Origin of the sequence: Sediminibacterium sp. (assembly GCF_051861365.1) — a bacterium.
Classification (GTDB): domain Bacteria; phylum Bacteroidota; class Bacteroidia; order Chitinophagales; family Chitinophagaceae; genus Sediminibacterium.
The window spans coordinates 124,200-149,819 of sequence record NZ_JBHYCW010000002.1 but is presented as its reverse complement, the minus strand read 5'-3'; the positions used below and the strand labels follow the sequence as shown (position 1 = coordinate 149,819).

General features: G+C 40.1%; 22 protein-coding genes, 1 tRNA gene and 1 riboswitch. Of the genes, 15 read left to right on the top strand and 8 right to left on the bottom strand.

Annotation, left to right across the window (positions count from 1 at the left end; genetic code table 11):
* Window positions 1-276: 276 nt before the first annotated feature.
* The 3 genes from ACTIEV_RS01510 (at window position 277) to ACTIEV_RS01500 (ending at window position 2,496) form a co-directional block, all read left to right on the top strand.
* A complete protein-coding gene (locus tag ACTIEV_RS01510; RefSeq protein ID WP_322195834.1) occupies window positions 277-1,257 on the top strand; it encodes a D-alanine--D-alanine ligase in 981 nt (326 codons plus the stop codon).
* 75 nt (window positions 1,258-1,332) lie between these two features.
* Window positions 1,333-2,172 carry a PASTA domain-containing protein gene (locus ACTIEV_RS01505; RefSeq protein WP_250685989.1) on the top strand — a complete coding sequence of 280 codons (840 nt, stop codon included), beginning with the start codon at window positions 1,333-1,335 and terminating at the stop codon, window positions 2,170-2,172.
* A gap of 15 nt (window positions 2,173-2,187) precedes the next feature.
* A complete protein-coding gene (locus ACTIEV_RS01500; RefSeq protein WP_439515924.1) occupies window positions 2,188-2,496 on the top strand; it encodes a rhodanese-like domain-containing protein in 309 nt (102 codons plus the stop codon).
* Window positions 2,497-2,633: 137 nt separating this feature from the next.
* Here ACTIEV_RS01500 and ACTIEV_RS01495 read toward each other — a convergent pair whose 3' ends face one another.
* Window positions 2,634-5,003: a TonB-dependent receptor gene (locus ACTIEV_RS01495; protein WP_439515923.1), complete on the bottom strand. Its 2,370-nt coding sequence runs from the start codon at window positions 5,001-5,003 to the stop codon at window positions 2,634-2,636.
* 58 nt (window positions 5,004-5,061) lie between these two features.
* Window positions 5,062-5,166: riboswitch (TPP riboswitch) on the bottom strand.
* Window positions 5,167-5,246: 80 nt separating this feature from the next.
* On the opposite strand from ACTIEV_RS01495, the gene ACTIEV_RS01490 reads away from it, so the two are divergent.
* From ACTIEV_RS01490 to porQ, 7 genes are all read left to right on the top strand, one after another.
* Window positions 5,247-5,978 carry a head GIN domain-containing protein gene (locus ACTIEV_RS01490; protein ID WP_439515922.1) on the top strand — a complete coding sequence of 244 codons (732 nt, stop codon included), beginning with the start codon at window positions 5,247-5,249 and terminating at the stop codon, window positions 5,976-5,978.
* A gap of 55 nt (window positions 5,979-6,033) precedes the next feature.
* Window positions 6,034-6,105 (top strand) — tRNA-Met (locus ACTIEV_RS01485).
* Between the two features lie 221 nt (window positions 6,106-6,326).
* Window positions 6,327-7,199: a GTPase Era gene (gene era / locus ACTIEV_RS01480; protein WP_439515921.1), complete on the top strand. Its 873-nt coding sequence runs from the start codon at window positions 6,327-6,329 to the stop codon at window positions 7,197-7,199.
* A gap of 42 nt (window positions 7,200-7,241) precedes the next feature.
* Entirely contained in the window at window positions 7,242-8,555 is a 1,314-nt protein-coding gene (der, locus tag ACTIEV_RS01475) for a ribosome biogenesis GTPase Der (protein WP_439515920.1), read from the top strand.
* Between the two features lie 80 nt (window positions 8,556-8,635).
* On the top strand, window positions 8,636-8,830 hold the full coding sequence (locus ACTIEV_RS01470; RefSeq protein WP_439515919.1) for a hypothetical protein: 195 nt from the start codon (window positions 8,636-8,638) through the stop codon (window positions 8,828-8,830).
* 227 nt (window positions 8,831-9,057) lie between these two features.
* Window positions 9,058-11,460 (top strand): endopeptidase La, encoded by a 2,403-nt coding sequence (lon, locus tag ACTIEV_RS01465; protein ID WP_439515918.1) that lies wholly within the window; start codon window positions 9,058-9,060, stop codon window positions 11,458-11,460.
* Window positions 11,461-11,645: 185 nt separating this feature from the next.
* Window positions 11,646-12,680, top strand: a complete 1,035-nt coding sequence (gene porQ / locus ACTIEV_RS01460) for a type IX secretion system protein PorQ (protein ID WP_322195879.1) — start codon at window positions 11,646-11,648, stop codon at window positions 12,678-12,680.
* Here porQ and ACTIEV_RS01455 read toward each other — a convergent pair.
* The 4 genes from ACTIEV_RS01455 to ACTIEV_RS01440 form a co-directional block, all read right to left on the bottom strand.
* Complete coding sequence (locus tag ACTIEV_RS01455; protein ID WP_322195841.1) at window positions 12,677-13,309, bottom strand: chloramphenicol acetyltransferase; 633 nt, start codon at window positions 13,307-13,309, stop codon at window positions 12,677-12,679. The two genes, porQ and ACTIEV_RS01455, sit on opposite strands and share 4 nt — an antisense overlap.
* A gap of 2 nt (window positions 13,310-13,311) precedes the next feature.
* A complete protein-coding gene (locus tag ACTIEV_RS01450; protein WP_439515917.1) occupies window positions 13,312-13,998 on the bottom strand; it encodes an HAD family hydrolase in 687 nt (228 codons plus the stop codon).
* A gap of 16 nt (window positions 13,999-14,014) precedes the next feature.
* Window positions 14,015-16,414, bottom strand: a complete 2,400-nt coding sequence (locus ACTIEV_RS01445) for a transglycosylase domain-containing protein (RefSeq protein ID WP_250685978.1) — start codon at window positions 16,412-16,414, stop codon at window positions 14,015-14,017.
* 74 nt (window positions 16,415-16,488) lie between these two features.
* The gene (locus ACTIEV_RS01440; protein WP_439515916.1) at window positions 16,489-19,377 is read right to left on the bottom strand and encodes a hypothetical protein; all 2,889 of its coding nucleotides are present in this window, start codon (window positions 19,375-19,377) and stop codon (window positions 16,489-16,491) included.
* Between the two features lie 144 nt (window positions 19,378-19,521).
* Here ACTIEV_RS01440 and ACTIEV_RS01435 point away from each other — a divergent pair, with 144 nt between their 5' ends.
* The 4 genes from ACTIEV_RS01435 to ACTIEV_RS01420 are packed head-to-tail and all read left to right on the top strand — an operon-like array spanning window position 19,522 to window position 21,149.
* Entirely contained in the window at window positions 19,522-19,917 is a 396-nt protein-coding gene (locus tag ACTIEV_RS01435; RefSeq protein WP_439515915.1) for a hypothetical protein, read from the top strand.
* The gene (locus ACTIEV_RS01430; RefSeq protein ID WP_439515914.1) at window positions 19,917-20,135 is read left to right on the top strand and encodes a hypothetical protein; all 219 of its coding nucleotides are present in this window, start codon (window positions 19,917-19,919) and stop codon (window positions 20,133-20,135) included. Before ACTIEV_RS01435 ends, ACTIEV_RS01430 begins: the two co-directional genes overlap by 1 nt.
* 2 nt (window positions 20,136-20,137) lie before the next feature.
* Window positions 20,138-20,530: a hypothetical protein gene (locus ACTIEV_RS01425; protein WP_439515913.1), complete on the top strand. Its 393-nt coding sequence runs from the start codon at window positions 20,138-20,140 to the stop codon at window positions 20,528-20,530.
* A complete protein-coding gene (locus ACTIEV_RS01420; RefSeq protein WP_250685974.1) occupies window positions 20,517-21,149 on the top strand; it encodes a SprT-like domain-containing protein in 633 nt (210 codons plus the stop codon). Before ACTIEV_RS01425 ends, ACTIEV_RS01420 begins: the two co-directional genes overlap by 14 nt.
* A gap of 150 nt (window positions 21,150-21,299) precedes the next feature.
* Here the strand turns inward: ACTIEV_RS01420 and sucC are convergent, their stop codons facing one another.
* Window positions 21,300-22,511, bottom strand: coding sequence for an ADP-forming succinate--CoA ligase subunit beta (sucC, locus tag ACTIEV_RS01415; RefSeq protein WP_178889257.1), 1,212 nt, complete (start codon window positions 22,509-22,511; stop codon window positions 21,300-21,302).
* A 124-nt stretch (window positions 22,512-22,635) separates the two neighbouring features.
* On the opposite strand from sucC, the gene ACTIEV_RS01410 reads away from it, so the two are divergent.
* Window positions 22,636-23,196 carry a YceI family protein gene (locus tag ACTIEV_RS01410; RefSeq protein ID WP_250685973.1) on the top strand — a complete coding sequence of 187 codons (561 nt, stop codon included), beginning with the start codon at window positions 22,636-22,638 and terminating at the stop codon, window positions 23,194-23,196.
* Window positions 23,197-23,315: 119 nt separating this feature from the next.
* Here ACTIEV_RS01410 and ACTIEV_RS01405 read toward each other — a convergent pair whose 3' ends face one another.
* Window positions 23,316-23,825 carry a DinB family protein gene (locus tag ACTIEV_RS01405; protein ID WP_439515912.1) on the bottom strand — a complete coding sequence of 170 codons (510 nt, stop codon included), beginning with the start codon at window positions 23,823-23,825 and terminating at the stop codon, window positions 23,316-23,318.
* Window positions 23,826-23,831: 6 nt separating this feature from the next.
* Window positions 23,832-25,520: a S8 family peptidase gene (locus ACTIEV_RS01400; RefSeq protein ID WP_439515911.1), complete on the bottom strand. Its 1,689-nt coding sequence runs from the start codon at window positions 25,518-25,520 to the stop codon at window positions 23,832-23,834.
* Window positions 25,521-25,620 lie beyond the last annotated feature (100 nt).

Genomic DNA, 25,620 nt, shown 5'->3' with positions numbered 1-25,620 from the left:
CACAATAGTATGTGCTAAACTTTTCCCTAAAATGCTTGCATTTACTGGGAAAAGTGAATAGCTTAGAGTTATCAATTATTGTTGTACTTAATACTACGACAACTAGTAACGGCGGGTGATATTTCCCGTCAACGTGAGGTGAAGAGACGGGTAGTTTCTTCACCTTTTTTATGTCAAATATCAGATCGCAGATGTCAGATTTATTTTTCATATCTGACATCTGCGATCTGACATCTAACATCCCACTTCCTATCTTTGTCCCATAACCTTATCAATATGAAGAAAAAACTGGCATTGGTTACGGGTGGACTAAGTGGGGAAGCACAAATCAGTTATAAAAGTGCTATAACAGTTGGGAACAATTTGGATAGAGACTTATTTGATGTCTATAAAATAGATATCAATCCTGAAGGTTGGTGGTATGAGAATGGAAAAGGGGAAAAGTCGAAAGTGAATCGAGACGATTTCTCCATTACGGATGAGGGGCAGACCATTCATTTTGATGTGGTATTGCTTTGTATACACGGAACACCGGGAGAAGATGGAAAATTACAGGGTTATTTTGATATGCTGAAACTGCCCTATACCAGTTGTGACGCTGCAACTTCAGCACTTACTTTTAATAAAAGATATACAGTAGCCGTGGCTGCTTTTGGGGGTGTACATGTTGCTAAATCGATGCATCTGTTCAAACACACACCGGTAGCCCCTTCACAGATATTAACTGAGCTCAGATTGCCGGTATTTGTAAAACCCAATAACGGAGGAAGTAGTATTGGGATGAGTAAAGTGAATAAGTCGGATGAGTTGGCAGCAGCATTGGAAAAAGCATTCAAAGAAGATGATCAGGTATTGGTAGAAGAATTTATTAGTGGCAGAGAGTTTACAATTGGAGTATTTAAGTCAAATGGACATATTCAGGTATTGCCCATTACAGAGATTGAAACAAAAAATGAATTCTTTGATTTTGAAGCGAAATACCAAGGCGAAAGCATCGAAACAACCCCCGCTGCTATTGACGAAGAGATGAAAACGCAATTGGAATCAGCTGCGAAACGGGTGTATGAAGTACTCAATTGCAGAGGTGTAGTGCGGATTGATTTTATTTATAATACCGCAACTAGTCAACCCTATATGTTGGAAGTGAATACGGTACCCGGACAAAGTGAAGCCAGTGTTATTCCGCAACAGGTGAGAGCGATGGGAATGTCTTTGAAAGATTTTTACTCAGCAGTAGTAACGGAAGCACTTCGTTAAAATTTTAAAAATCAGATACTATTCAGAAAGGCGACTGATAGGAATCTGTATCTTGTTTCATCAAGCCAAATACACATGAAGGAATTCATTCAGAAAATAACAGCAAAGCCCCTATGGGTGAATATCCTGGCAGGATTGGGAATTGTTCTGGTATTAATTGTATTATTCTTTTCTCTTTTGGGCTGGATTACCAACTACGGTAAGGTAACCACTGTACCCTCTGTTACCGGACAAGAAGTAACCGCGGCCATTCAGGTTTTGGAACAAGCCGGATTTGAAGTGGAGATACAAGATTCTGTATACGTTGATAGCTTACCCAAACTTGCAGTTGTTCGTCAAACCCCCGAAGCTGATGCAGCAGTGAAATCCGGACGTACCATTTATCTTACTGTGAATCGCCAAGTATCACCTCAGGTAGAAATGCCGAGCCTGATTGGTTATTCTGTTAAAAGCGCGGAACTGTATTTGCAAAGTCTGCAGTTAAAAATGGGTACTATCACTTATAAACCTGATATCGCTCGTAATTCTGTATTAGAGCAGTTGTATAATGGGCTTCCTATAAAAGCCGGTGATAAGGTTCCGTTAGGTGCTACCATCAGTTTTGTATTGGGTAGTGGATTGGGCGGTAATGAAATGGATGTACCCAATCTCATTGGTATGACACTCGAAGAAGCCCGTTCTTATCTGTCCACATTAAGTATCAATACCGGTGCCATAGTAGGAGTTGGGGCGATTAAAGATTCTGCTAGTGCCTTTGTTATCAGACAATCGCCTGACTATTTATCAGAACTACTTGATCAGTCAGGTAACAGAGTCCCGAACAAAATACGTCAGGGACAAATCATGGATCTATACATTAGCAGTATAGCACCTATTAGAGATACAGGAAGAATCATCCCTCCCAATCAATACTAATCAATTCATATTCCGATGATACAAACAATTACAGTGCAAGAACTCAAGTCTAAAATAGACAACGGCGAATCAATACATCTGGTTGATGTACGCGAACCTCATGAGCATGCCGAGTTCAATATTGGGGGTACTTTATTACCTCTTGGTAAAGTGCAAACCATGCAAGTAGATGATATTGAAGACTTGAAAAATGAAACAGTCTATGTTTATTGCAGAAGTGGTAACAGAAGCGGACAAGCCTGTTTGATTCTTGGTACCATGGGCTTCACCAATGTGGTCAATGTTGCCGGTGGAATGTTGGCTTGGCAAGAAGCGAATAAATAAGAAATAAGAAACAAAAAACAGGAAATAAGAAACAGAAATAAGAAATCAGAAAGTGAGCGTGAACCACCTCTACCACTTGATTTCTTGTTTCCTGTTTCTTACTTGTTTCTTGTTTTTTATTTCTTATTCCTCTGCTATCACAGTCTTATATTCACCGCAATCATAAAGTTTCTTCCCGCCATCGGATAAAAGCCGTTATCGGTATACTGTGTACCTCCACTGATATAAGTATAGCTATAACCATTGGGTTCATAGAGCGTATTGAAGACGTTGTTAACCTGTCCAATTACCTGTAGCGATTTAAAAGTCTTATTGGAAAAGTTGTAGATGATGCGAAGATCTTGTGTACTGAATCCATTCAATATACTTCTGTCAAGTCCGCTATTATCCATGTATTGTTTGCCAACATATTTTCCCAATAGCCCTAATTCCCATTGTTTTGCAGGGAAGAAAAGTAGTTGAGTTCCTGCTACAACTGCGGGTGAAAAAGCAATATCTGTATTTTTTCTGTCTACAGAATTTTGTCCGTTTGTATCATAGTTGTCAAAGTATTCTGTAAATGCTTTTATTTTATTTCTACTCAAAGCAAGATTACCGCCTGCAGTGATCCAAGAAGTCGGTTTCCAGCTTGCTTGCATTTCAATGCCCAGTCTATAGCTTTTAGGAACATTAAAACGTGTATAGGCACCTACATCATTAATCTGTCCGGTTAATACCAGTTGGTTGATGTAGTTCATATAATACATGTTCGCGCCAAATTGAATATTGCTTTTTTTGTAATCAAATCCCCATTCTAGATCCTGCAATTTTTCAGATCTTGGTTGATTGGTGGCGCCCGCTTCAAAATCATCTCTATTCGGCTCTTTTTGTCCGATCGCATAACTGATATAAGCCTGTATATGATTCTTACGATAAGTGAAGCCTAGTTTCGGATTGAAGAAATTAAAATTCCGATCCACCAATAATGTTGGATTTCCTTGGAAGCCATTCATGCGATGGGATACATTTCTATACTGAACATCAATGAATCCAAACAAGTTGGTGCCCAGATTTTGTTGCCATTTGGCAAATAGATTCACATCTTTTTTTGTAGCAGGGTGTATATAATATCGATATCCCGCCGGTGCAGTACCTCTTTGAAGCCAAGGGAGGGTGCCATAATGATCACCGGTATAGGTACTCCATCCACCACCTAATGTCAACTCATTTCCTGCTTTTCTATATTGCAGAGAAGCATTCTGTCCATAGAAATAATTGTTGAGCCAGCGTTGACGTACAAGATCCGTGCTGGTAACTGACGGACTCACATTCGGCAATCCGTAATCTGAAAATTCCTCATCACTTTTGTATTCTTCATAATATCCATAGCCTCTGGTGAGAAATGCAGCGGTTTGCAAAGACCAGTCGTTATTAAAAGCATGGTTGAAGAATAACTGATAATGGGTTTGTGTATAGTTGTCTGTTTGATTATCGTACGGGCTATCCGTTTTTTCTGTTCCCGCCGGATTAAAAGTACGGTTATTGACAAGCGTTGTTTTATCAATACCATACCATGCTTGGTATGTTTTTTCTTTACCTGAAAAGACATTGAATCGGAGAGATGATGATTTGTTCAACCATGCGCCGCTGATGTAAAAAGAGCGAAGATCACTGGAAGCCCTGTCAACATAACCGTCACTTTGTATGCTGCTAACACGTGCATCAAGGGTGAAATGTTTGTTGATCAACCCTGTTCCCGCACGTAAAGTGTGTTTGCGGGTATTGAAAGAGCCGAAACTGTTGTTCAATTCTGTGTAAGCTTTTTCATTGAATTCATTGGTAGAGAGGTTGATGGTAGCACCAAAAGCGGCTGCTCCGTTGGAGGATGTACCGACACCTCGCTGAATTTGAATGCTGTTAACAGAGGAACTGAAATCGGGGAGGTTTACAAAAAAGGCACCCATGCTTTCTGCATCGTTATATGGGATCCCATTCAATGTAATATTGATTCTAGTTGCATCTGTTCCACGAATACGAATACCTGTATACCCAACCCCATTTCCTGCGTCAGCATTTACTACTACAGAAGGTGTTTGGTTAAGTAGAAAAGGAATGTCTTGTCCAAGATTGTTTTTAACGATGTCTTCTTTAGCCAAATTGGTCTTTGCAAATGGAGCTTTATCAGTTGCACGAATGGATCTCACTTCCAACGGCTGTAAAAAAAGCGAGCCGGGTTCAAGTTCAATGATCAGTTCTTTGCCAATTGAGTTTTTGTTGACCTGGATGGACTGATCACGATAGCCAAGACTCATGATTTTTACGGATGCGTTTTCTGCGCCGGTCCATTTCAGGTTAAATTGACCATTGTCATCGGTAACCACTTGTAAATTGTTCAATTGAACCACAACTCCACTAATGGGTTGTTGGGTACTGCGGTCGGTGACTTTACCGCGTAACGATGGGTTGTTTTGCCCGAATACGAGCAGGATTAGGAATGTCAGCGACATTGTTCCCAAAAACTTTTTCATTTGAAATGATTTAAAAAGTTAATAATGGGAACAGGGAAACAGCTAATGGAGAGGTACGACCAAAAATGTACGCCTTCCCTTCGCAGGAATTACCCTGTTCAGGTTCAACGGGTATTATCTCAGCCTTCCCAATTAGATCGGGAAAGCACCCCGAGGAATGATCTGCTGCAAAGCTATGAAATAGCTAAATTGCTGCCAACTGTAACTTTATCGACCAATAACCGTTACGCACAAAACACTCGTATGAAACGATTTTTATTTTTTATACTCTTTTTAGCCAGCGCTTTGTGGGGGGCTGCACAGGTAGAGAAAAACCTGGTGTATGATGGTAATGCAGAAGTAAGAAAGCATCAAGGCTTTACTGCTATTGAAGTATCCAGTGCCATTGATCTGTATCTGTCTCAAGGCTCAGAGGAGGCAGTAGCGGTAAGTGCCAGCGAAGATGAAATACTGAAACGTATCCGAACAGAAATGCGCGGTACCGTATTACGTATTTATTTCGATGGGAAAGGATTAAACTGGCGCAAATGGAATAATCACAAGATGAAAGCGTATGTAACATTCAAGTCTATTACCGGCGTAGAAGCATCCGGGGCTTGTAATGTGAAGGTATCCGGCAAGATCAAAGCTGATCAGTTGCGTATTCAAATGTCTGGAGCCAGCGATTTCAAAGGAGAGGTGGAAGGAGAGAATTTAAAATTAGAAGCCTCCGGCGCATCTAGAATTCAGGTAACTGGTGCGGTAGCCAAATTGAATATTGATGCCAATGGCGCCAGTGATATCCGTTGTTATGATTTGAACAGTGATTATTGTAAGATTGATGCATCCGGTGCTTCTGTTGCAAGAATCAGTGTGAATAAAGAATTGAGTGCCCAAGCCAGTGGTGCTAGCTCCATTTACTACAAGGGCGAAGGCTTAATTCGAGATATTAGTACAAGTGGTAGTTCTTCGATCAAGCGAAGAACCAGCGATTAGATCAATTATTATTTGGAGGAGAAACTACCAGCCCGTACCTTTGCAACCCAAACATCGCGAGGTAGAGCAGCGGTAGCTCGTCGGGCTCATAACCCGAAGGTCGGAGGTTCGATCCCTTCCCTCGCAACAGAATAAATATCAAAGGCCTCGATATGAGGCCTTTGATATTTAAGAAGGGTTTTTAAAATCCCAGAAAATCAGAAAGATTTTCTTTTCGGCTAGAGGCTACTCTGGATACTGAATAACTACTTGGACAGGTGGTCGTTTATTTGTCTCCTGTTGTTTTATTCTCTTTTGAGTTTCCTTTGCCCTTAAGCCGGATTTACTAATCCTTTAAATAATTAGTATATGAAATCAGGTTTCGTCAACATATTTGGTAAACCCAATGCCGGCAAAAGCACTTTATTGAATGCTTTGATAGGGGAGAAAATGGCCATTGTATCCCCAAGGGTTCAAACCACGCGTCATCGTATCAAGGCATTTTTGAATAAACCGGGCGAGTATCAGATCATCTTTTCCGATACGCCGGGTATCATTGACCCCAAGTACAAACTCCACCAACGGATGATGGATTCAGTAAAAGGGGCTTTGGAAGATGCAGACTTGGCTTTATTGATGGTAGATGCCAACGACGATTTTCAAGAATGTGATGCGATCTTTTCTTCACTTCGGTTAAAAGTGCCGGCTTTACTTGTCTTAAATAAGATCGATAAGGCTGCCAATGGAAAGATTGCTGAAGCAGAGGCTTTCTTTACAACTAAACCCTATTGTAAGCAACTCATCAAAATATCGGCCCTTCAGAAAGTGCATCTTCAGAAATTGTTAGATGCCATTCTGACATTATTGCCAGAAGCCGTTCCTTTCTATAGTGAAGATGATCTGAGCGATCTGCCTACCAAGTTTTTTGTTGGTGAAATGATCAGAGAGAAGATCTATGAATTGTTTGGCGACGAGATACCCTATCATACAGCAGTAATGGTGAATGAATTCAAGGAAAAGGAAACCTTGGTTAAGATACAGGCAGATATCATTGTACAAAGAGAAAGTCAAAAGGCAATCATCATCGGTGATAAAGGCAAGATGATCAGGGAAGTAGGAACCTTGGCAAGAAAAGATATCGAGGGTTTTATTGGGCGAAAAGTGTTTCTAGAATTGTTTATTAAAGTTCGTCCTAAATGGCGCGATAATGAAATGCAGCTAAATGAATATGGATATCAATAATATGATTATCAGTTAATTAGAATATTTAAATCAATTTAAAATATGGGATATACAGTAGCAATTGTGGGTAGACCAAATGTGGGGAAGAGTACATTCTTCAATCGTTTATTAGAAAAAAGAAAAGCCATTGTAGATGATATCAGTGGTGTTACCCGCGACCGTCAGTATGGGATCGCCGACTGGAATGGTAAAGTATTCAACCTAATTGATACCGGTGGTTTTGTGCCCAATACCGAAGATATTTTTGAAAAAGAGATCCGCAAACAGGTAAAAATTGCCATAGATGAGGCCAATGCCATCATTTTTATGGTGGATGTAGCAACAGGTATTACCGATCTGGATGAGTCGATGGCAGATATGTTGCGTAGAACCACGAAGCCTGTTTACGTAGTTGTAAACAAGGTCGATAATGGTACTCGTGAGTTAGAAGCTACTGAATTTTATAGTTTAGGTTTCGCTCATAACTTCTTCATTAGCAGTATTTCAGGTAGTGGAACGGGGGAGTTGATGGATGCGATTGCTGCCGGAATATCCGATACCGATTCGGCAGAAGTATTGGAAGAAGATCAACTGCCTAAGTTTGCCATCATCGGTCAACCCAATGTCGGAAAATCATCATTGCTGAATGCTTTGATTGGGGAGGAGCGCACAATTGTAAGTGATATTGCCGGTACCACCAGGGATACCATTCATACCCACTACAAATTGTTCCAAAAGGAGTTCATCTTGATCGATACTGCAGGTATTCGAAAGAAAAGTAAAGAAAAGGATGACCTTGAGTTTTATTCCATCATCAGGGCCATTAAGGCAATGGATGAGGCTGATGTTTGTCTGCTCGTGCTCGATGCGGATAAAGGAATTACCGCCCAGGATGTTACTATTTTTAGCTTAGCTACCCGTAAAGGGAAAGGAGTAGTAGTATTGGTAAATAAGTGGGATCTTATTGAAAAAGAGACAAATACCGCTCGTGATTATGAAAAAACTTTAAAGTCTAAAATTGCTCCTTTTACAGATGTGCCGGTATTGTTTATCTCAGTGAAGGATAAAACCCGCATCTTCAAAGCCATCGAAATGGCTTTGGAAGTGTATGATAATAAGAAGCGAAAGATTCCAACCTCACAACTGAATGATGTGATGTTAAAAGCGGTTCAAGCATACCATGCACCGGTAGTGAGAGGTAATACTGTAAAAATTAAATATGTGACACAATTACCGACCGTAGTACCTTCTTTTGCCTTTTTTACGAACTATCCCGATGATATTAAGATGCCTTATCGTAATTATTTGGAGAATCAACTCCGTTCCAGCTTTAATTTCAAAGGAGTGCCTGTGAGAATATTCTTCAGGAAAAAGTAAAAAACTGTGTTAAAAATTTGTAAAAGCAAAAACGACCATTATCTTTGCGCCCAAACAAAAAAACTCAAAAAACAAGTACAATGAAAAAAGTATTCGCAATTTTAGCTATTGCAGCTTTCGTTACTGCATGTAATTCAGGTGAAAACAAAGAAGCTACAACTGATTCAACTGCAACTGAAACTGTAGCTCCTGCTGCAACTGATTCAACTGCAACTACAGATTCTTCTTCTGCTGCTACAACTGATTCTTCAGCTGCTGCTCCAGCTGCTCACTAGTAGTATTTGTTTTTTTAGACAATATTACTTCTTGCAAGAAGCTTTTTCCGCCTAAGGCGGAATAAAAAGTCTCCCGCCTCTGGTGGGAGATTTTTTTTGCGACAGTTTGTACCAGTCGCACTCTTTTATCCTTCATGGCACCAATATTGACTTATTTTTGCCGACTTAGCTTGCATGAACCGGTGGTGGTTTATGTGACATTATGACTTAAGATTGATTCATTATTTATGTTGAAAGAGAAACTTTTTTTTAGAGCGGAAGACGAGACTGATTTCATGCCCATTATTCCCATCAATGAAACAGATGGTGAATTTGACAAGGATACCGTGATTCCTGAAACCCTGCCCATTCTTCCATTGCGTAATACCGTTTTATTTCCGGGTGTTGTTTTGCCAATAACTGTAGGTAGAGATAAGAGTATTAAAGCGGTCAATGAAGCTTATAAATCGGATAAATTGATTGGCGTGGTTGCCCAGAAAGATGCCAATATCGAAGATCCCGAACCCAAAGACCTTTGTGCCATTGGTACCATTGCAAAAATCATTAAGCTGATCAAGATGCCGGATGGTGGCACTACCATCATCATTCAAGGTAAAAAGCGATTTGAACTGCTTAAAATGGATTCCGAAGACCCATATTTCAGGGCTTCTATTCGGATGCTGGCAGATGATGAACTGCCTTCTCATGAAGATTTTGATGCCATTGTAAGCAGTATCAAAGACCTCGCTACTCAAATCATTCAGTTATCACCCAACTTACCGACAGAAGCATCCATTATTCTCAAGAATATAGAAAACCCCTCTTTTCTGATCAACTTTGTAAGCAGTAACCTGAATAGTGAACTGGCAGAAAAACAAGGTTTATTAGAAATCAATGATATTCATGAACGTGCGGAAAAACTGATCCATATCCTTCAGCGTGAGCTTCAATTTGCTGAGTTGAAGGATAAAGTGACCAATAAAACACGCACAGAAATCGACAAACAACAAAGAGATTATTTTCTTCAACAGCAACTCAAAAGCATCAAAGAAGAGCTGGGTGGCGATACCAATGAGCGTGAGATCGCTGAGATGAAGAAAAAAGCAGAAGGCAAAAAATGGCCCGATGCTGCTAAAACCCTTTTTAAATCAGGTATCGAAAAACTGGAGCGTATGCATCCCAGTACCCCCGACTATTCGGTGGTATATAATCACCTTGACCTAATGCTGGATCTCCCCTGGAATGAACATACTGATGATAATTATGATCTGAAAAATGCCCAGAAAGTGCTGGATATTGATCATTATGGTATGACCAAGATCAAAAGCCGTATTCTCGAATACCTCGCCGTTCTGAAGCTGAAAGGTGATATGAAGAGTCCGATACTTTGCTTTTTAGGTCCCCCGGGTATTGGTAAAACCTCTTTGGGACGTTCCATTGCACATGCTATTGGGAGAAAATATGTTCGATTGAGTTTGGGAGGTATGCATGATGAGAGTGAGATTCGTGGTCACAGGAAAACCTATATCGGTGCCATGCCGGGTCGCATTTTGCAGAATATCCGCAAATGTAAGTCTTCCAACCCGGTCATGATTCTGGATGAAATCGATAAGATCGGAAATGATTTTCGTGGAGATCCTTCCTCCGCATTACTGGAAGTATTGGATCCGGAACAAAACAATACATTCTACGATAACTACTTGGAACTTGAATATGATCTGAGCAAAGTATTGTTCATCGCAACCGCCAATAATCTTCAAAATATTCAACCGGCGCTACGCGACCGTCTGGAAATCATTGACCTGAGTGGATATGCAGTTGAGGAAAAAGTAGAGATCGCTAAACGTCACCTGCTGCCCAAGCAAAAAGAAGCCCATGGATTGGCAAAAGTGAATATCAAGATCAATGATAAAGTATTAGAGAAAGTTATTGAGAACTATACCCGTGAAAGTGGGGTAAGAGAACTTGACAGACAGCTCGCGGCATTGATGCGTTACCAGGCGAAAGAACTGGCTATAAAAAACAAAGTAAAATCTACCCTCACTCTACCAGATGTAGAAAAGATACTCGGACAAGCCAGATACAGTAATGAGATTTATAAAACCGCCAATATGCCGGGTGTAGCAGTTGGTTTGGCCTGGACTTATGTTGGGGGTGATATTTTATTCATAGAAACCATTCTTGGGGAAGGAAAAGGGGAACTCAAACTTACCGGTAACCTGGGGAATGTCATGAAAGAAAGTGCCAGCACCGCACTTAGCTATTTGCAGGCGAATGCACGGAAATACGGAATTGATCCGGAAGAGTTTTCTAAAAAAGCCATCCATATTCACGTGCCGGAGGGGGCAGTTCCGAAAGATGGTCCAAGCGCCGGTATCACCATGCTCACTTCATTGGCCTCAGCCTTTACCGGCAGAAAAGTGAAGCCTTATTTGGCGATGACCGGTGAGATCACACTTCGTGGACAGGTATTGCCGGTAGGTGGAATCAAGGAAAAAGTACTGGCAGCAAAAAGATCAGGCTTAAAAGAGATTATACTTTGCTGGCAGAACGAAAAAGATGTGAAAGAAATTGAGGGCGACTACATCAAAGGTGTGGAATTTCATTATGTTAAAACCATGCAACAGGTGGTGGATATAGCATTGGTATGACATTAAAATTTATAGCTGTCTGAACTTTTCAAAGGCAGTCTTGTTATTTAAACATCAACATTTTCTTCATGTTGGTTGTTTTAAGGGTTAAGATCCCCCATCTCCATGGGGGATTTCATTTTTAACACCTATTCCTTCTCGCAATAATTTCACCCGCAACCATACATATTGTAGATTTGAATACAGTGGTATATAGGATTTTTATTTTATGGACTTTATCAGTGTATGCGATCTCTGCAGGTGGTCAAACCCTGGGAGGTAATGCTGTTTTCGGCTTTCTCAAACAAGCCAATACTGCACAACTTTCTGCATTGGGCGGAATCAATATTACTTCGGGCGGTAAAGATGTTGGGATGAGCTTTCATAACCCGGCATTATTAAGAAAAGAAATGCATCGTCAGGTCAATACTTCTTTTAACGCATTCATAGCCGGAATCAGTAATTATAGTATCAGTGCAGGGTATCATTTAGAAGAAGCGAAAACCAGTATTGGCTGGGGAATCAATTATTTGAATTATGGAAGCATAGATCAAACAGATGCTGCAGGGAATATCATAGGGCGATTCAATCCACGCGACTATGTGGTACAGGTAATGGCTTCCAGGAATCATAAAGAAAAATGGTGGTATGGGGCTACGATTAAATTTATTCATTCGGGGTATGGTCAATTTCGTTCTTCTGGATTGGCTATGGATATTGGATTGAATTATCATGACCCGGATAAAGGATTACAGGCAGGTATAACCGTAAAAAATATCGGCACACAATTGAATACTTATGATGGTGGCGGTCGGAAGGAAGAACTGCCTTTTGATTTGCAGGCAGGTATCACCAAGAAATTACAGAATGCGCCAGTTCAGTTTTCATTGACACTTCATGAACTGCATCGGTTTAATAATTTTTATAACGACACACTCTTTAGGGCAGGAGAGGGAGAAGATGATTTCAGTAAAAGAAATACACTGCAAAAAATCTTTAATCATATTGTGTTGGGTGCGCAATTTTTCCCTGATGAAAAAATTGAAATCAGTACCGGATATCATTTTCAACGCAGACAGGAACTGAACGGTTTTAATATTACCAATGGCTTGAATGGTTTTTCTGCAGGGGCAGGAATTCTTTTACCCAAATTACAGGTGCGATATGCTACCGGCTTTTATCAACGCCAAATGTTTCACCAATTCTCCTTGAACTTTAATTTGAAAGGTGAGAATCTCTAAATGGATTGTTCAGTTAATAGCTGTTGATACAGATCAATGTATTGTCCTACATGAAATCCATCCATCAAAGCATGGTGTACATGAATTGATAAGGGCATCAGTTTTCTACCATTCACTTCCGTCATTTTTCCAAAAGAAATTTTCGGACAGGAATCTTTGAATGTAAAACTCCTGGCATGAGATAAACTGGTGAAATTGATCCAAGGGATGGATGAATAATGGATCACATTTTCGCCTGAAACAGCAGGGATCAAACCGGTACTGTTTCTTACTTCTTCCATTATCATTTGAGCAGATGTAGCGAAAGATGTAAAGTCGGGATGATAATCCATATAAGAAAAACCAAAAGTGCCGTCAGGTCTATTGATCGTAGGGGATGCATTTACAACATCATATTGATATACGTTTCCCTCAACAATTCGGTATTTGAATGGCTCAATTTGATTAGCAGTTTTCAATGATTGATACAGATAATACAAAAAAAAGGAATAGTGATTGGCTTTAGCAAATGCATATGCTTCCGTACAATCAACCTGTACCGTAATACCAAAAAAAGGCTCTTCAAATTGGCTAAAGAAACGAAACTGATCTTTACGATTCCAGGTCTCAATATCAAGTAATGTTCTCATGATCAGAGGAAAGATAAGACTTCTTTGATCGTCTCTACTTGTCTAAAGTTGGGATGTTTGATATCTCCATCCACTGTTTCATGTGCCCAAGTGGTATGATAAGGTATATGTACTGCATGACCGTTCAATGCCAATACCGGAATCACATCAGATTTCAATGAATTGCCCAGCATCATAAATGATTCAGCTGGAATATCCAGATGCTTGATCAATTTTTGATAATCTGCTTCCTTTTTTTCAGACATGATCTCAATATGATGGAAATAATGTGATAAGCCTGATTTGATCAGTTTTCTTTCCTGATCCAATAAATCTCCCTTTGTAGCAACCACCAATTTATATTTCCCTTTGAGTGCATCTAATACTTCTTCTACACCTTCTAATAAAACGATGGGTTTATCCAACAATTCTTTTCCTAATTGAATACATTTTTCAATGATGTCAACCGGTACTGTTTTGTTGGATACTTCTAATGCTGTTTCAATCATGCTCAACATGAATCCTTTCACACCATAACCATACAAACTGATATTCTTGATTTCTGTATGCAATAGTTCACGCGCAACAGAATGATGCGGCAGATAATCTTCTAATAGTTCACAAAAACGATCTTCAGTTTCTCTGAAATAGGGTTCATTCACCCACAGAGTATCATCTGCGTCAAAGGCAATTACTTTCAATGAATTCATATTGGTTCTCTTTCAACTATTTTCCTCCACCCGGTTTTTTAGGTAGAACAGCTTTTGGTTTTTCTGCCGGTGGGGGTGGGGTATTACCTTTTGTATCTTTTTTCTCAGGTGTTTTGGGCGTGGCGGGTTTAATGTCTGATTCTGCACCAATATCTTCCAGTTTGATATTCTGTGGAATCTCATAATCTTGAGAATTTCCGGTGCCTACATCTTCACCTTCTCCACCCAATATCGGTGTAGAGTCATTGAGATAATCAATCACAATATCGTTGCTCATTACATCCGGTTTCACAAAAGTGGCACTCTTGTCAATACCGCAATTAGGATCAGCCGCCGCTTTTGCAAAGAAATAAGCCCATATCGGCATGGCAGCGCGACCCCCTTGTCCGTTGGCACTCTCCTTATTGAAATGGATGAAACGATCATCTGCACCTACCCAAGCACCTCCCATGAGTTGTGGGGTGTAGCCCATAAACCAACCATCGCTATTTTCATTGGTGGTGCCCGTCTTACCTGCATTCTCAACACCAGGCATACCATAACCCCAGATACCCCGACCCGTACCCACTTGAACAGTTCCCTGCATCATCTTCACCACAGAATAAGCAGTTACTTCACTGATCACTTCTTTTCTTTTGGGTGTAAATGTGGCTAGTACATTTCCATTTCTATCTTCAATTCTGGTGATATACATGGGTTTAACATTAAATCCTCTGCCGGGGAACATGCTGAAACCTTGCATCATTTCAAACAATGAAATTTCACAAGAGCCCAATGCGATGGAAGGGTAGGGTTCAATTTTTGTTTTGAAATCACAACGCTGTAAAAAATCAACCAGTCTTTTCGCACCATTATTACCTTCACTGTCTAATTGTTTCATGATATAAGCCGATGCACAGTTTCTGGAAAAAGCAAGTGCCGAAGCCATGGGCATCGCGCCACCCTGACAAGACCTGCTCGTTGCAGGTACCAAGCCATACTGACCAAAACTTTGTTGCTCATCGTAAACAGTTGTGTTGGGTGTAAATCCTGCTTCCTCAATCGCTAAACTATACAACAAAGGTTTCATGGTAGAACCTACCTGACGCTTGGTATTAAAATTAACGTGGTCATATTTGAATGACTTGAATCCAATACCACCCACCCAAGCTTTGATCTCACCGGTTAATGGATCCATCACCATAAAACCTGCTTGTAACATTTGTCTGTGATAACGGATCGAATCGTAGGGTGTCATCGTTGTGTCCGTCTCTCGATTGCTGTTGTAAGCAAACACCCGCATCGGAGTTTTTTCAAAGAATGTTTTTCTGATATCTTCTGCACTCAAACCTTCTCTGTCTAAGTTCTTCCAGCGATCACTTTGTTTCATGGCTGTTTCCAATACATTCTCATATCCTTTCCAAATACTTCCGTTTCGGATATTCGCTTGTGTATTGAAAAGCTTTTGCATATAGTTCATATGCTTGGCAACTGCTTCTTCGGCATATTGTTGCATCCTAGGATTGATGGTGGTATAAATTTTCAAGCCATCACGGTACAGATTATAATTATCACCATTACTTTTTTTGTTTTCCTTACACCATTTCTTCATTTCCTCACCCAATATCATTCTGAAGTAGGGGCCAAGACCTGCTGTTTCATCCAATTTTTTGTAGTTCAGTTCAATCGGCTTTCTTTTCAGGATAGCGGCTTCTGCTTCGGTCAGGTACTCATTACGAACCATTTGATTGATCACCGTATTTCTTCTATCCAATGCCAGTTTCGGGTTTCGTCTGGGATTATAGATTGTGGCACCTTTCAGCATACCGATCAAAACAGCCGACTCTTCAATATTCAATCGATCAGGTTCCTTTTGGAAAAATGTTTTAGCGGCATTGCGAATACCAAAAACATTATCACCAAAAGCAACCGTATTCAAATAGATGGTAATGATCTCTTCCTTGGTAAAATTGCGTTCCAGTTTCACCGCAATCACCGATTCTTTTATTTTCTGAATGATGCGAAGAAAAATATTACGGGTACCCCAGTTGTCTGTAAATAAATTTTTGGCTGTTTGCATAGTGATGGTACTCGCACCACCTTCTCTACCCAGAAAGATCAAAGCCCTACCCAACGAACGCGGATCAATACCACTGTGGTCATAAAAACGTTCATCTTCAGTAGCCACCAATGCATTCACCACATGTTTGCTGATGTCTTTGTATTGTACATTGATACGATCTTCGAGATAATATTTTCCCATCAGCGTACCATCTTGTGCATATACCTGACTGGCCAAAGAGGCAGTTGGATTCTCAATATCATTGATGGAGGGCATTCTTCCTAAAAGACCGAAATTGATCATTAGTAGGAATACAATTCCTCCACCCAGTGTCCAGAAAAAAATGCGCCAGAAAATGCGAACAGATTTTGACATAATCAGTAATAAATGGTTACTAATAACAGATCGTAAAGCTAAAGAAGAGTTGGTGAAGCTCCTCTTTAGGGTCGTTAAAATTTATCAGGTAATATTTTTTGCAGAAATGCTCGATAAGCACCCGCATCTTTTTTAGTTTGAAGTATCCTTAAATTGGCCGGACTGATAATCAAAAAGCCATATTTGTCGGCACTCAACCAAGGTAGGATACGGTTAGCCGCTAAAGGCTTCACAACATCTGTATAACTCACCGCCTCACTGGCATCTTTGAATGGACCGATCAATAAAAACTGGATTTCAGGAACCACCGGTTCTGTGGTGATGCTCAATCTACGATTGAAATATCTTTCCTGATTAAACCTATTGAAGGCATTTCTGGCTTCACCTACAAACATGCCGTCAACTTTATTGAGCACAACCACTGCATATTGGGTGTCGGTAGCAATGAACTCATAATCCAGTTCAATAGTTTGTACCGGAGATTGTACAGCATTAGTAATATTCACACCCGGTGGTTGTTTCAAGTTTTTGATGGCTGGTACAGATGCGGAACTATCTTTTCGTTGTGGAGTTGTAGAGATCACATTGGCAGGTCCGGTTAGATCAACAGAACGTGTAACTGTTTCCACGGGTTTTTCAATACTCAGTTCAGACAAGTAGCTTTCAATTTCACTTCTTCTTTTGATTACATCAATCATTGTACTGGCTTTTTCTGCCAGTGGTGATGTCGGGAAATTATTGATGAGTTGTTCCAATCGATTCACTGCAGTACTATCCTTACGCTCTTTTACATAATAGATAGACTCGATGTACAAGAGTTGTGGTGTCCAAGCAGAACTACTCAGGGATTGCTCAGCCTGTTTTTTGGCTTTGATGGCATCATCAAATTTTCCTTCAATAAAGAGGTTGTAAATATTGGTATATAATTTTTCTTTCGGATCCTGTTGTTGATTACTGATTGTATTGCCATACAAAAACTTACTATCAGCATATTGGCGATTGAATACCTGGGATAATGAGTCAGCTGCTTTCAGGTTATTGGTTTTGCGATAACACTGTAACAGTAAAAAACTGGTTTCTTCAGCCTCAGCTGATTGAGGGAATCTTCTCAATAATTCTTCATACACTTCAATGGCTGAAGCATAATCATATAATTGTTGTTGAAAAATATTGCCATTATCCAATAAAGCACGAATAATAATGGTATTCGAGAGTTCCATTTGTTCCTGTGTCAGCGGAATGGCATTCATCAGAGATTCCAGGCTAAGTTCTTCTTTTTTGGGATCGGCTTTTCCATCCTGTGCTACTGAAGCCTGTGTTTGTTGTGTGGTAATAATTTTATCAAGGGCTGATTGTCTTCTCCAGTTATCTACATTCGGTCTATTGCCCCATCTTTTACCAAACTCACTAAAGCCTCGACTTTTTAAGTTGCTATTCAGGAAATAAAAATCTGCATTGTTCGTCCCAAATAGATCGCCGGTGTTTTTAGAATCAGCCACAAGATCTGCTCCGAAAGAAGGCTCTTCTGTTTCTTTGATGCCTCTTTCTTTCCTGATTTGTCTGAGTAGTTTTTTGAGAAAATCTGTTCGGGCATTTTCAGGCAAGGTTGCTATCTTTTGAACACTATCTTCCCGATGAATATTTTCTTCATTGATGCTGATGAGTTGTAGTGCAGGTTTACGTGTTTCGATTCTTGCTTGCTCATCATCCGGTAAAAGTCTGGCTTCAACGCTGTCGTAAAAACGAAAAGATTGACTATATGATTTTCGATCATAATTCAAATCACCCAATAACAAAAAGCTTTTCTGTTTTTGAATGGGGTTATCACTACTGTACGCAACACTTTTCAGTAACCATTGTTGTGCGGCAGGATAAGCTTTTCTGCTCAGTTCCAATTTAGCGGCAGCATAGTAAATGATGTCACGATACACATCATACTTATCTTTTTTTGCCATTTTCAATAACTCATTCAGATTTTCCTGAAGGGCATTGTCTTTTTCTCCGGTAGCCAATGCTGCAATATTCAATCTTGCATACACTTCCATAAACGGATCTTGTGCATTTCGAATGGCTTCAGTGAAATTTTTGATGGCATCAGCATTTCTATTAGCCTTTTCATACAGTTGTGCAGCCAAGTAATAAGTTCTAGCCTTATTCAGTTGGTTATTTCCTTTTTTCAAAGAACGAGTCAAATAAAATGCAGCACTGTCGTAGGCATTGAGTTTATAGAATAGATAAGCACTAGCTTCATCAAGTTCAGGCTGTAGACGGGCTGGGAAAAGCGCATCACTTCTTAGTAATGCAACCAAACCGGAAGCTTCTGCTATTTTATCTTGTTCAATATAGGTACGAACCATCCAGAGAAAACTTTCATTCCTGCTGGGAAGGGTGGTGGTTATTTTCTTCCATAGATTTCTTTTTTCATTGGTAGAAATGGAAAAAACACCTCCGGCATTACTTACATTACTTCCTATGGGCACATCATACCCATCGTCTTTTGGTGCAAATGCATAATTGATGTATTGAAATACATGCAATGCAGAGTCAAAATCTTTTCTGAAGAGATAGGCTTTACCCATCAGCAGATAGAGGTTGTCAACCCAATCACTTCTCAGATCATGCAATAAGATACCAGCAGTACATTTATACAGTACGGTATCAATTTGATCCTGGGCGGTTGTTTCAAGTTCATAATCGTAAAAAGATAGGAGTTGGGTATAATCATCCCGATGCGATTCAGTAGCCCTTTCTACAATCTCATTCATGCGCTGGTTGGCATTGAAATAATAGTTGAAATGGGTAACTGTATTGTTATAGATCCTTTTGGGAAGTGTAAATTTTTTATTGCCCGATTTTTCGGATGGCAAAGTTCGATTCTCATAAGGTTTTTCCTTTTTGAGCTCGATGGTGGTATAAGGCTGTGCAATGCTTTTTCCGGTGAAAAACAGAAAAATCACTGACAAGCATGGTAGTATAGAACGTAAAATCATCCCGGAAAATCTTATTCGCTGGTGTATCTGCATAAAAACACTCTAAAAATACAGTTATTTCCCTTTCGGCGGCTGTGAAAACCCAATTCATCATTACCTTTAACCTGATTTTAGTCTATGGCCAACTCCGATAGTAATAATAATCTCAAACGCATCAGAAATAACTATCGTCTCGTAGTAATGAATGATGATACGTATGAAGAAGTAGTGACTTTCAGATTATCACGCCTCAGTGTATACATCGGGATGAGTACCATATTTGTGTTACTGGTTGGACTCACCATCGCCTTGATCGCCTTTTCGCCTTTAAAATATTATATACCGGGTTATGGAACGAGAGAAAGCAGGGCAGCACTTCAAATGCTGAAAATGAGAACAGATTCTCTTGAGCAAGCCATACGGTATAAAGAACAATATATTGATGGGGTTAAAAAAGTGTTGGCAGGGGATACACCCTCTCAACTAGATACTATTTCCTTGGCCATTCCCAAGACCGATATATCGAGCGAATAATGTCATCTGATCAACGTCCTGATAAAAACTTACTAACCTATGCTTCACTAGCCACACAGCTCATCGTGCTATTGTGTATAACCATATATGGCGGAAAGTGGGCAGATCAATATTTTAGCTTTTCAAAACCTGTATTCATCTGGCTTTTGCCCTTGCTGGCATTGTTGGGTACACTGATCAAACTGATCAGCGATACATCAGGTACATCAAAGAAATGATTATGGGAAAAAAAATCCGACCACTTGTTTTATTTTTTTTGATCATCAATGCACTCACCGTTGTGGGCGATAAACAAATTGCTGCATGGGGCATGCAACAGGATGTATTGATTGTTGCAAATATTCTATTATTCGTGTTTTCCTTGATAGGTTTATTATTGCAATTGAATGCTTCCAAAAATCCCAATCCCAATGCTATTGTGAGAGCTGTAATGGCAGGCATGGGGTTAAAACTAATTGGTTTTGCGGCGGCTTTACTTATTTATTTATCTATCGTAGGAAAAGATAAAAGTGTGTACTCCATCTATGCGGCCCTCGGTTTATACGTAGTGTATACCTGGATGGAAGTTCGTTTATTCTTAAGGCAGAACCCCAAAAAGAATGCCCGTATCTGAACATCCTATGCAGGCATTGTCCTCTTTTCTTCCGGAAGGGAGTTTTGAGGAAGTAGTAGCATATATCAAACAGTATCGTGTACACCTCACTATTACGCGGAAAAGAAAATCGGTACTAGGCGATTATCGCCATGCATTCGCTGGAAAGAACCATCGCATCACTGTTAACGGTGATTTGAATCCTTATGAATTTCTCATTACACTCTTACATGAATTGGCACATCTGCTTACGTTTGAGCAATATCGTAATAGGGTAGAAGCACATGGAAAAGAATGGAAGACCTGTTATGCAAAATTGTTGTTGCACTTTATTCAATTAGGTGTTTTTCCGGAAGATATTGAACAGGCACTACATAATTCGGTGATGAACCCTGCAGCTACCGCGAATGGTGAAACCGCTTTGTTATTGGTTCTTCGTAAGTACAATAAGCAACAAAGGGTTGGCTATGCACATGTGGCTGATATTGCTGAAGGACAACTATTTCAGATGGATAATGGGCGGGTTTTCAGACGAGGTAAGCTAAGAAGAAAAAGATATGAATGTGTAGAAGTGGCAACCGGACTGCGTTATTCATTCAGCGCAGTGATGGAAGTTAAAATGATCTATTCAGAGTCGTAAAAGGCTTTCGGCTATAAGCTAGAAGCTGCACGCCACAAGCCACACGCTACAAGCTTCAAGGTTTTATGATCACTTGCAGCGTGTAGCGTGCAGCTTGCAGCAAAAAAAAGCCCCGGCTTTTCCGGAGCTTTTGAATTTTCAAAGTTTTAATTAAGCAACCGCTTTCTTCACCAGATCAGCAGCTTCGCTGAGTTCGATCGCAGATTGTACTTTCAATCCACTTTCATCGATCAGTTTCTTTGCTTCAACGGCATTGGTACCTTGTAATCTTACGATGATAGGAATTTCAATATTGCCCAATTTGTTATAAGCTTCAATCACCCCGGCAGCAACACGATCACAACGAACGATACCACCAAAGATGTTGATCAGAATAGCTTTTACATTCGGATCTTTCATAATGATACGGAATCCGGCTTCTACTGTTTGAGCGTTTGCAGTACCTCCAACGTCCAGGAAGTTGGCCGGCTCACCGCCACTCAACTTGATCATGTCCATGGTAGCCATCGCCAAACCGGCACCGTTTACCATACATCCTACATTACCATCCAGTTTCACAAAGTTCAGGTTGTATTGTCCGGCTTCTACTTCAGTAGGATCTTCTTCTGATACATCGCGTAAAGCAGCAGTATCTGCATGACGCATCAAAGCGTTGTCATCAATATTCATTTTACAGTCTACTGCAATGATCTTTTCATCACTGGTCTTGAACAATGGATTGATCTCTAACATGCCGCAATCCAATCCAACATAGGCATTGTACAGGTTGGTGACAAATTTCACGCAGTTTTTGAAAGCTTCCCCGCTCAGACCCAGGTTGAAAGCGATCTTACGCGCCTGGAAACCTTGTAAACCACCACCCGGGTGAACCCACTCTTTAAAGATTTTATCTGGGGTGTTATGCGCTACTTCTTCAATATCCATACCTCCCTCAGTGCTATACATGATCACGTTCATGCCCTTGGCACGATCAAGCAGGATTGATAGGTAGAATTCTTTTACTGGATTAGGACCGGGATAATACACATCCTGAGCAATCAGGATCTTGTTTACTTTTTTACCGCTTGGACCGGTTTGGATGGTCACCAAGGTACCACCCAGAATATTTTTAGCGATGGTAGCCACATCTTCCACACTCTTAGCCACGGCCACACCACGCTGTTCTGTACCCTCAATTTTACCCTTACCACGTCCGCCGGCATGGATTTGAGCCTTTATAACAGCAAAATTATTACCGGTTTGGGTCTTAATCTGGCGATACGCCTCTTCGGCTGCCATTACTGTGTCTACCGCAATGCCTTCCTGCACCGGTACATTGTATTTTTTCAGCAATTCCTTGGCTTGATATTCGTGAAGATTCATACGGGAAAAATTTTTGCGAAGATAAGAGAATCAGGCATTCAGATTTAAGCCGAAATTTTATTGTTGTAACATTAATTCCCCTAATTTTACGATGCTTACAAAAACTGTAAAAACAAAAAACATTATGAAAAAAGCATTTTTGACCTTGATGAGTGCCGTATTATTGATCGGTCTTTCTTCTTTTACGGGTGAAAACAAAAAAGCACCTATCACACTGAATGTCGTTGCTGATAAGAGCCGTGTTGACTGGATCGGTTCTAAAGCTGGCGACTATCATACCGGTTCTTTCACTGTGAAAAGTGGACAAGTACAGGTAGAGAATGGTAAATTGACAGGTGGTAGTTTCGTAATTGATCTGGCGAACCTGAAAGTAACAGATGGAGCCGGAGACAGATTAGCCGGTCACCTGAAGTCTGCAGACTTTTTTGATGTAGCTAAGTTTAGTGAAGCTACCTACACGATTACAGGTGTAAACTATACCGGAGAAGGTACTTGTGAAATCAATGGTAACCTGAATATCAAAGGCGCTACTGTTGCTGTGAAATTCAATGCAAATATCCGCAGTGCAAGTGAAAAAGGTCTGTTTGGTCAGGCTTATTTCAGTGTAGACAGAACTGCATTAGGTATTTTGTACAATGGTCCTGCTAAAGATGTACAACTGGCGATTCATTTGTTTGCTAAATAATGATCGCAGATATGAATTAAAAGAGGCTGTATCAGATTTTTGATACAGCCTCTTCTTATTTAAAGTGGATCTTTCTTCTACTATGGGTTATGGACCATAAGCCATGAACCATAAGCTACCTACAAATATCTCTCCTCAATCACCCCCTTATGATGCATCAAGTGTCCAAATAGTATAAAAGCAATTGCATTGGCTGAAGTTTCAGTACCGCTTACAATACCTCTATGATTTAATTGTGCTTCTGTAAGTGATTCAATCAGCAGGTTGCTGGATTTTCTTACTGCTAAAAATTCTTGTTTGATGGCATCAAAACTTCTTTTGTTGGCATCCGCATTCACTACATAATCATTTTCTTCAAAAGGAGGGAGTGGAGTAGCATCTTTTCTGGCAATTCTTAATAAACGATAACTAAAGATTCTCTCCGTATCTGTCACATGTTGTAATACTTCCTTCAAAGTCCATTTACCCGGTGCATAAGCATAGTCTGCTTTTGATTCGGGTAAACCCGTATAAAAATTTTCAAGTACTGCGGTTAACTCTTCCAGTAATGCATGTGCATTTTGTGCTTTGGTTTGGTTGATGTATCGCTCAAAAAATGAGTTGTACTCACCGGCTTGTGGTCTACTCATAAATAATTAGTATGACTTATTCTTCTTAACGTTGGTGATCTTGGTTTCTGTAGTCGGCTTATTCGCTTGCTGAATCCATTGTTCCGCAGTCACCATTGCATTGTAAGCATTTACAATACCTCCGGTTCTTGATAATTCAGTGAAAGGCACAATGGTGGCTTTCTCACCCGGACGGAAACAATACGCAGATGATTCAGGAATCAGTACTGATTTTTCGATAATCTGTTTTACTTGAGCAGCAGTTAACTGTGGATAATAGGACCGTATCATAGCTGCTATACCGCTAACAATCGGAGTGGCCATACTGGTACCCTGCTGATTACCGTATTTGTTGCCTCCCGGCATCGTAGAATAAATTTTGACACCCGGTGCAAACAAATCCACTTTCTGTTTGCCATAATTACTAAACTCGGCACTGATACTGCCGCTAATTTTTGGATCGCTACTCGCACCTACTGTAATATAATTGCTGGCCAGTGTATTCCACTGTTGTAACCATGGATTTGGGAACACATCTTTTTCATCAATATTATCGCCATCATTACCGGATGAATGTAATACCAGTACATCTTTCTGCTCTGCATAATGAATGGCACTGTCAACCCAATTCTTTTCAGGGGAGAATGATTTGCCAAAACTCATATTGATGACTTTGGCACCATGATCAACTGCATAACGAATGGCGAGTGCCACATCTTTATCGTATTCATCTCCATCCGGTACCACACGTAACATCATGATGCGAACATTGTCTGCCACACCATCAATACCGATACCGTTGTTTCGCTGAGCGGCGATCAATCCACTTACATGCGTACCGTGATCAGGGTTGGGTCCCATCACATCACCATTGCCATAAAAGCGATCACTTAAACTGTAATAATTATCTCCAATGATCTCTGCACGATAATCACGAGGTGCTTTTTCTTTCGATTCAAAAGCCGTTTTCTTGCCATCAATGTATTCCTCTAATTGAGATAATAAAACAGTATTCTTTTCTTCTGCATCCAATCCAATCATTTTCATACAGGTAAGAAAGCCCAATTTCGCTTCTTTCCCCATTTTGCTGATCGGCTGAAATTTTTCTAGCTTCTCACAAGTATATTCCTCACATCCCATTTCCTGACGTAGGATTTTGTCATGCTTTTTTAATGCCTTGGCTGTTACCTCAACAAATATTAATTCCATTTGCTCCTCGTGACTAAAATTCATCTGGTTCAAAGCTTTTTTCCAGATAAAGAATTGCTCACGCTGTTGCTGTGTCATTTCTTCCGGATTCAGATTTTTATTTGAAAACTGATCCTTCCATCTGTGAAAAACTCTTGAACGTTCGTCGGATGCTTTTTTAATGTTTCTACCGTCTTTATTACCTAAGAAATTCCATCCATACACATCATCTACATATCCATTACCATCATCATCTTTATTATTTCCCGGAATTTCTTTTGGGTTACGCCAAAGTACCGACTTCAGGTCTTCATGGGTAGTATCAATACCTGAGTCAAGTACCGCAACAATGATAGGTTCACTTTTTTTATTGCGCTCTTTTAAAAAATCGTAGGCTTTGTATAAACTGATTCCGTAGAATGAATCTCTATGATAGTCCAGGTGAAACCAGGTCTTAGGAACCTGTTGTGCATGAAGAACCAGCACAGAAAATGGTATGGCTAATAAGCTGAGAATCCCGCGAAGCATCGAATGTATAGTTTAACGATCAGCACAAATTTCCGTAATGATAATGAAAAATTAACCGCTGACACATGATTTAGGAAAATCTTGGCGGGGTAAAAGGGGA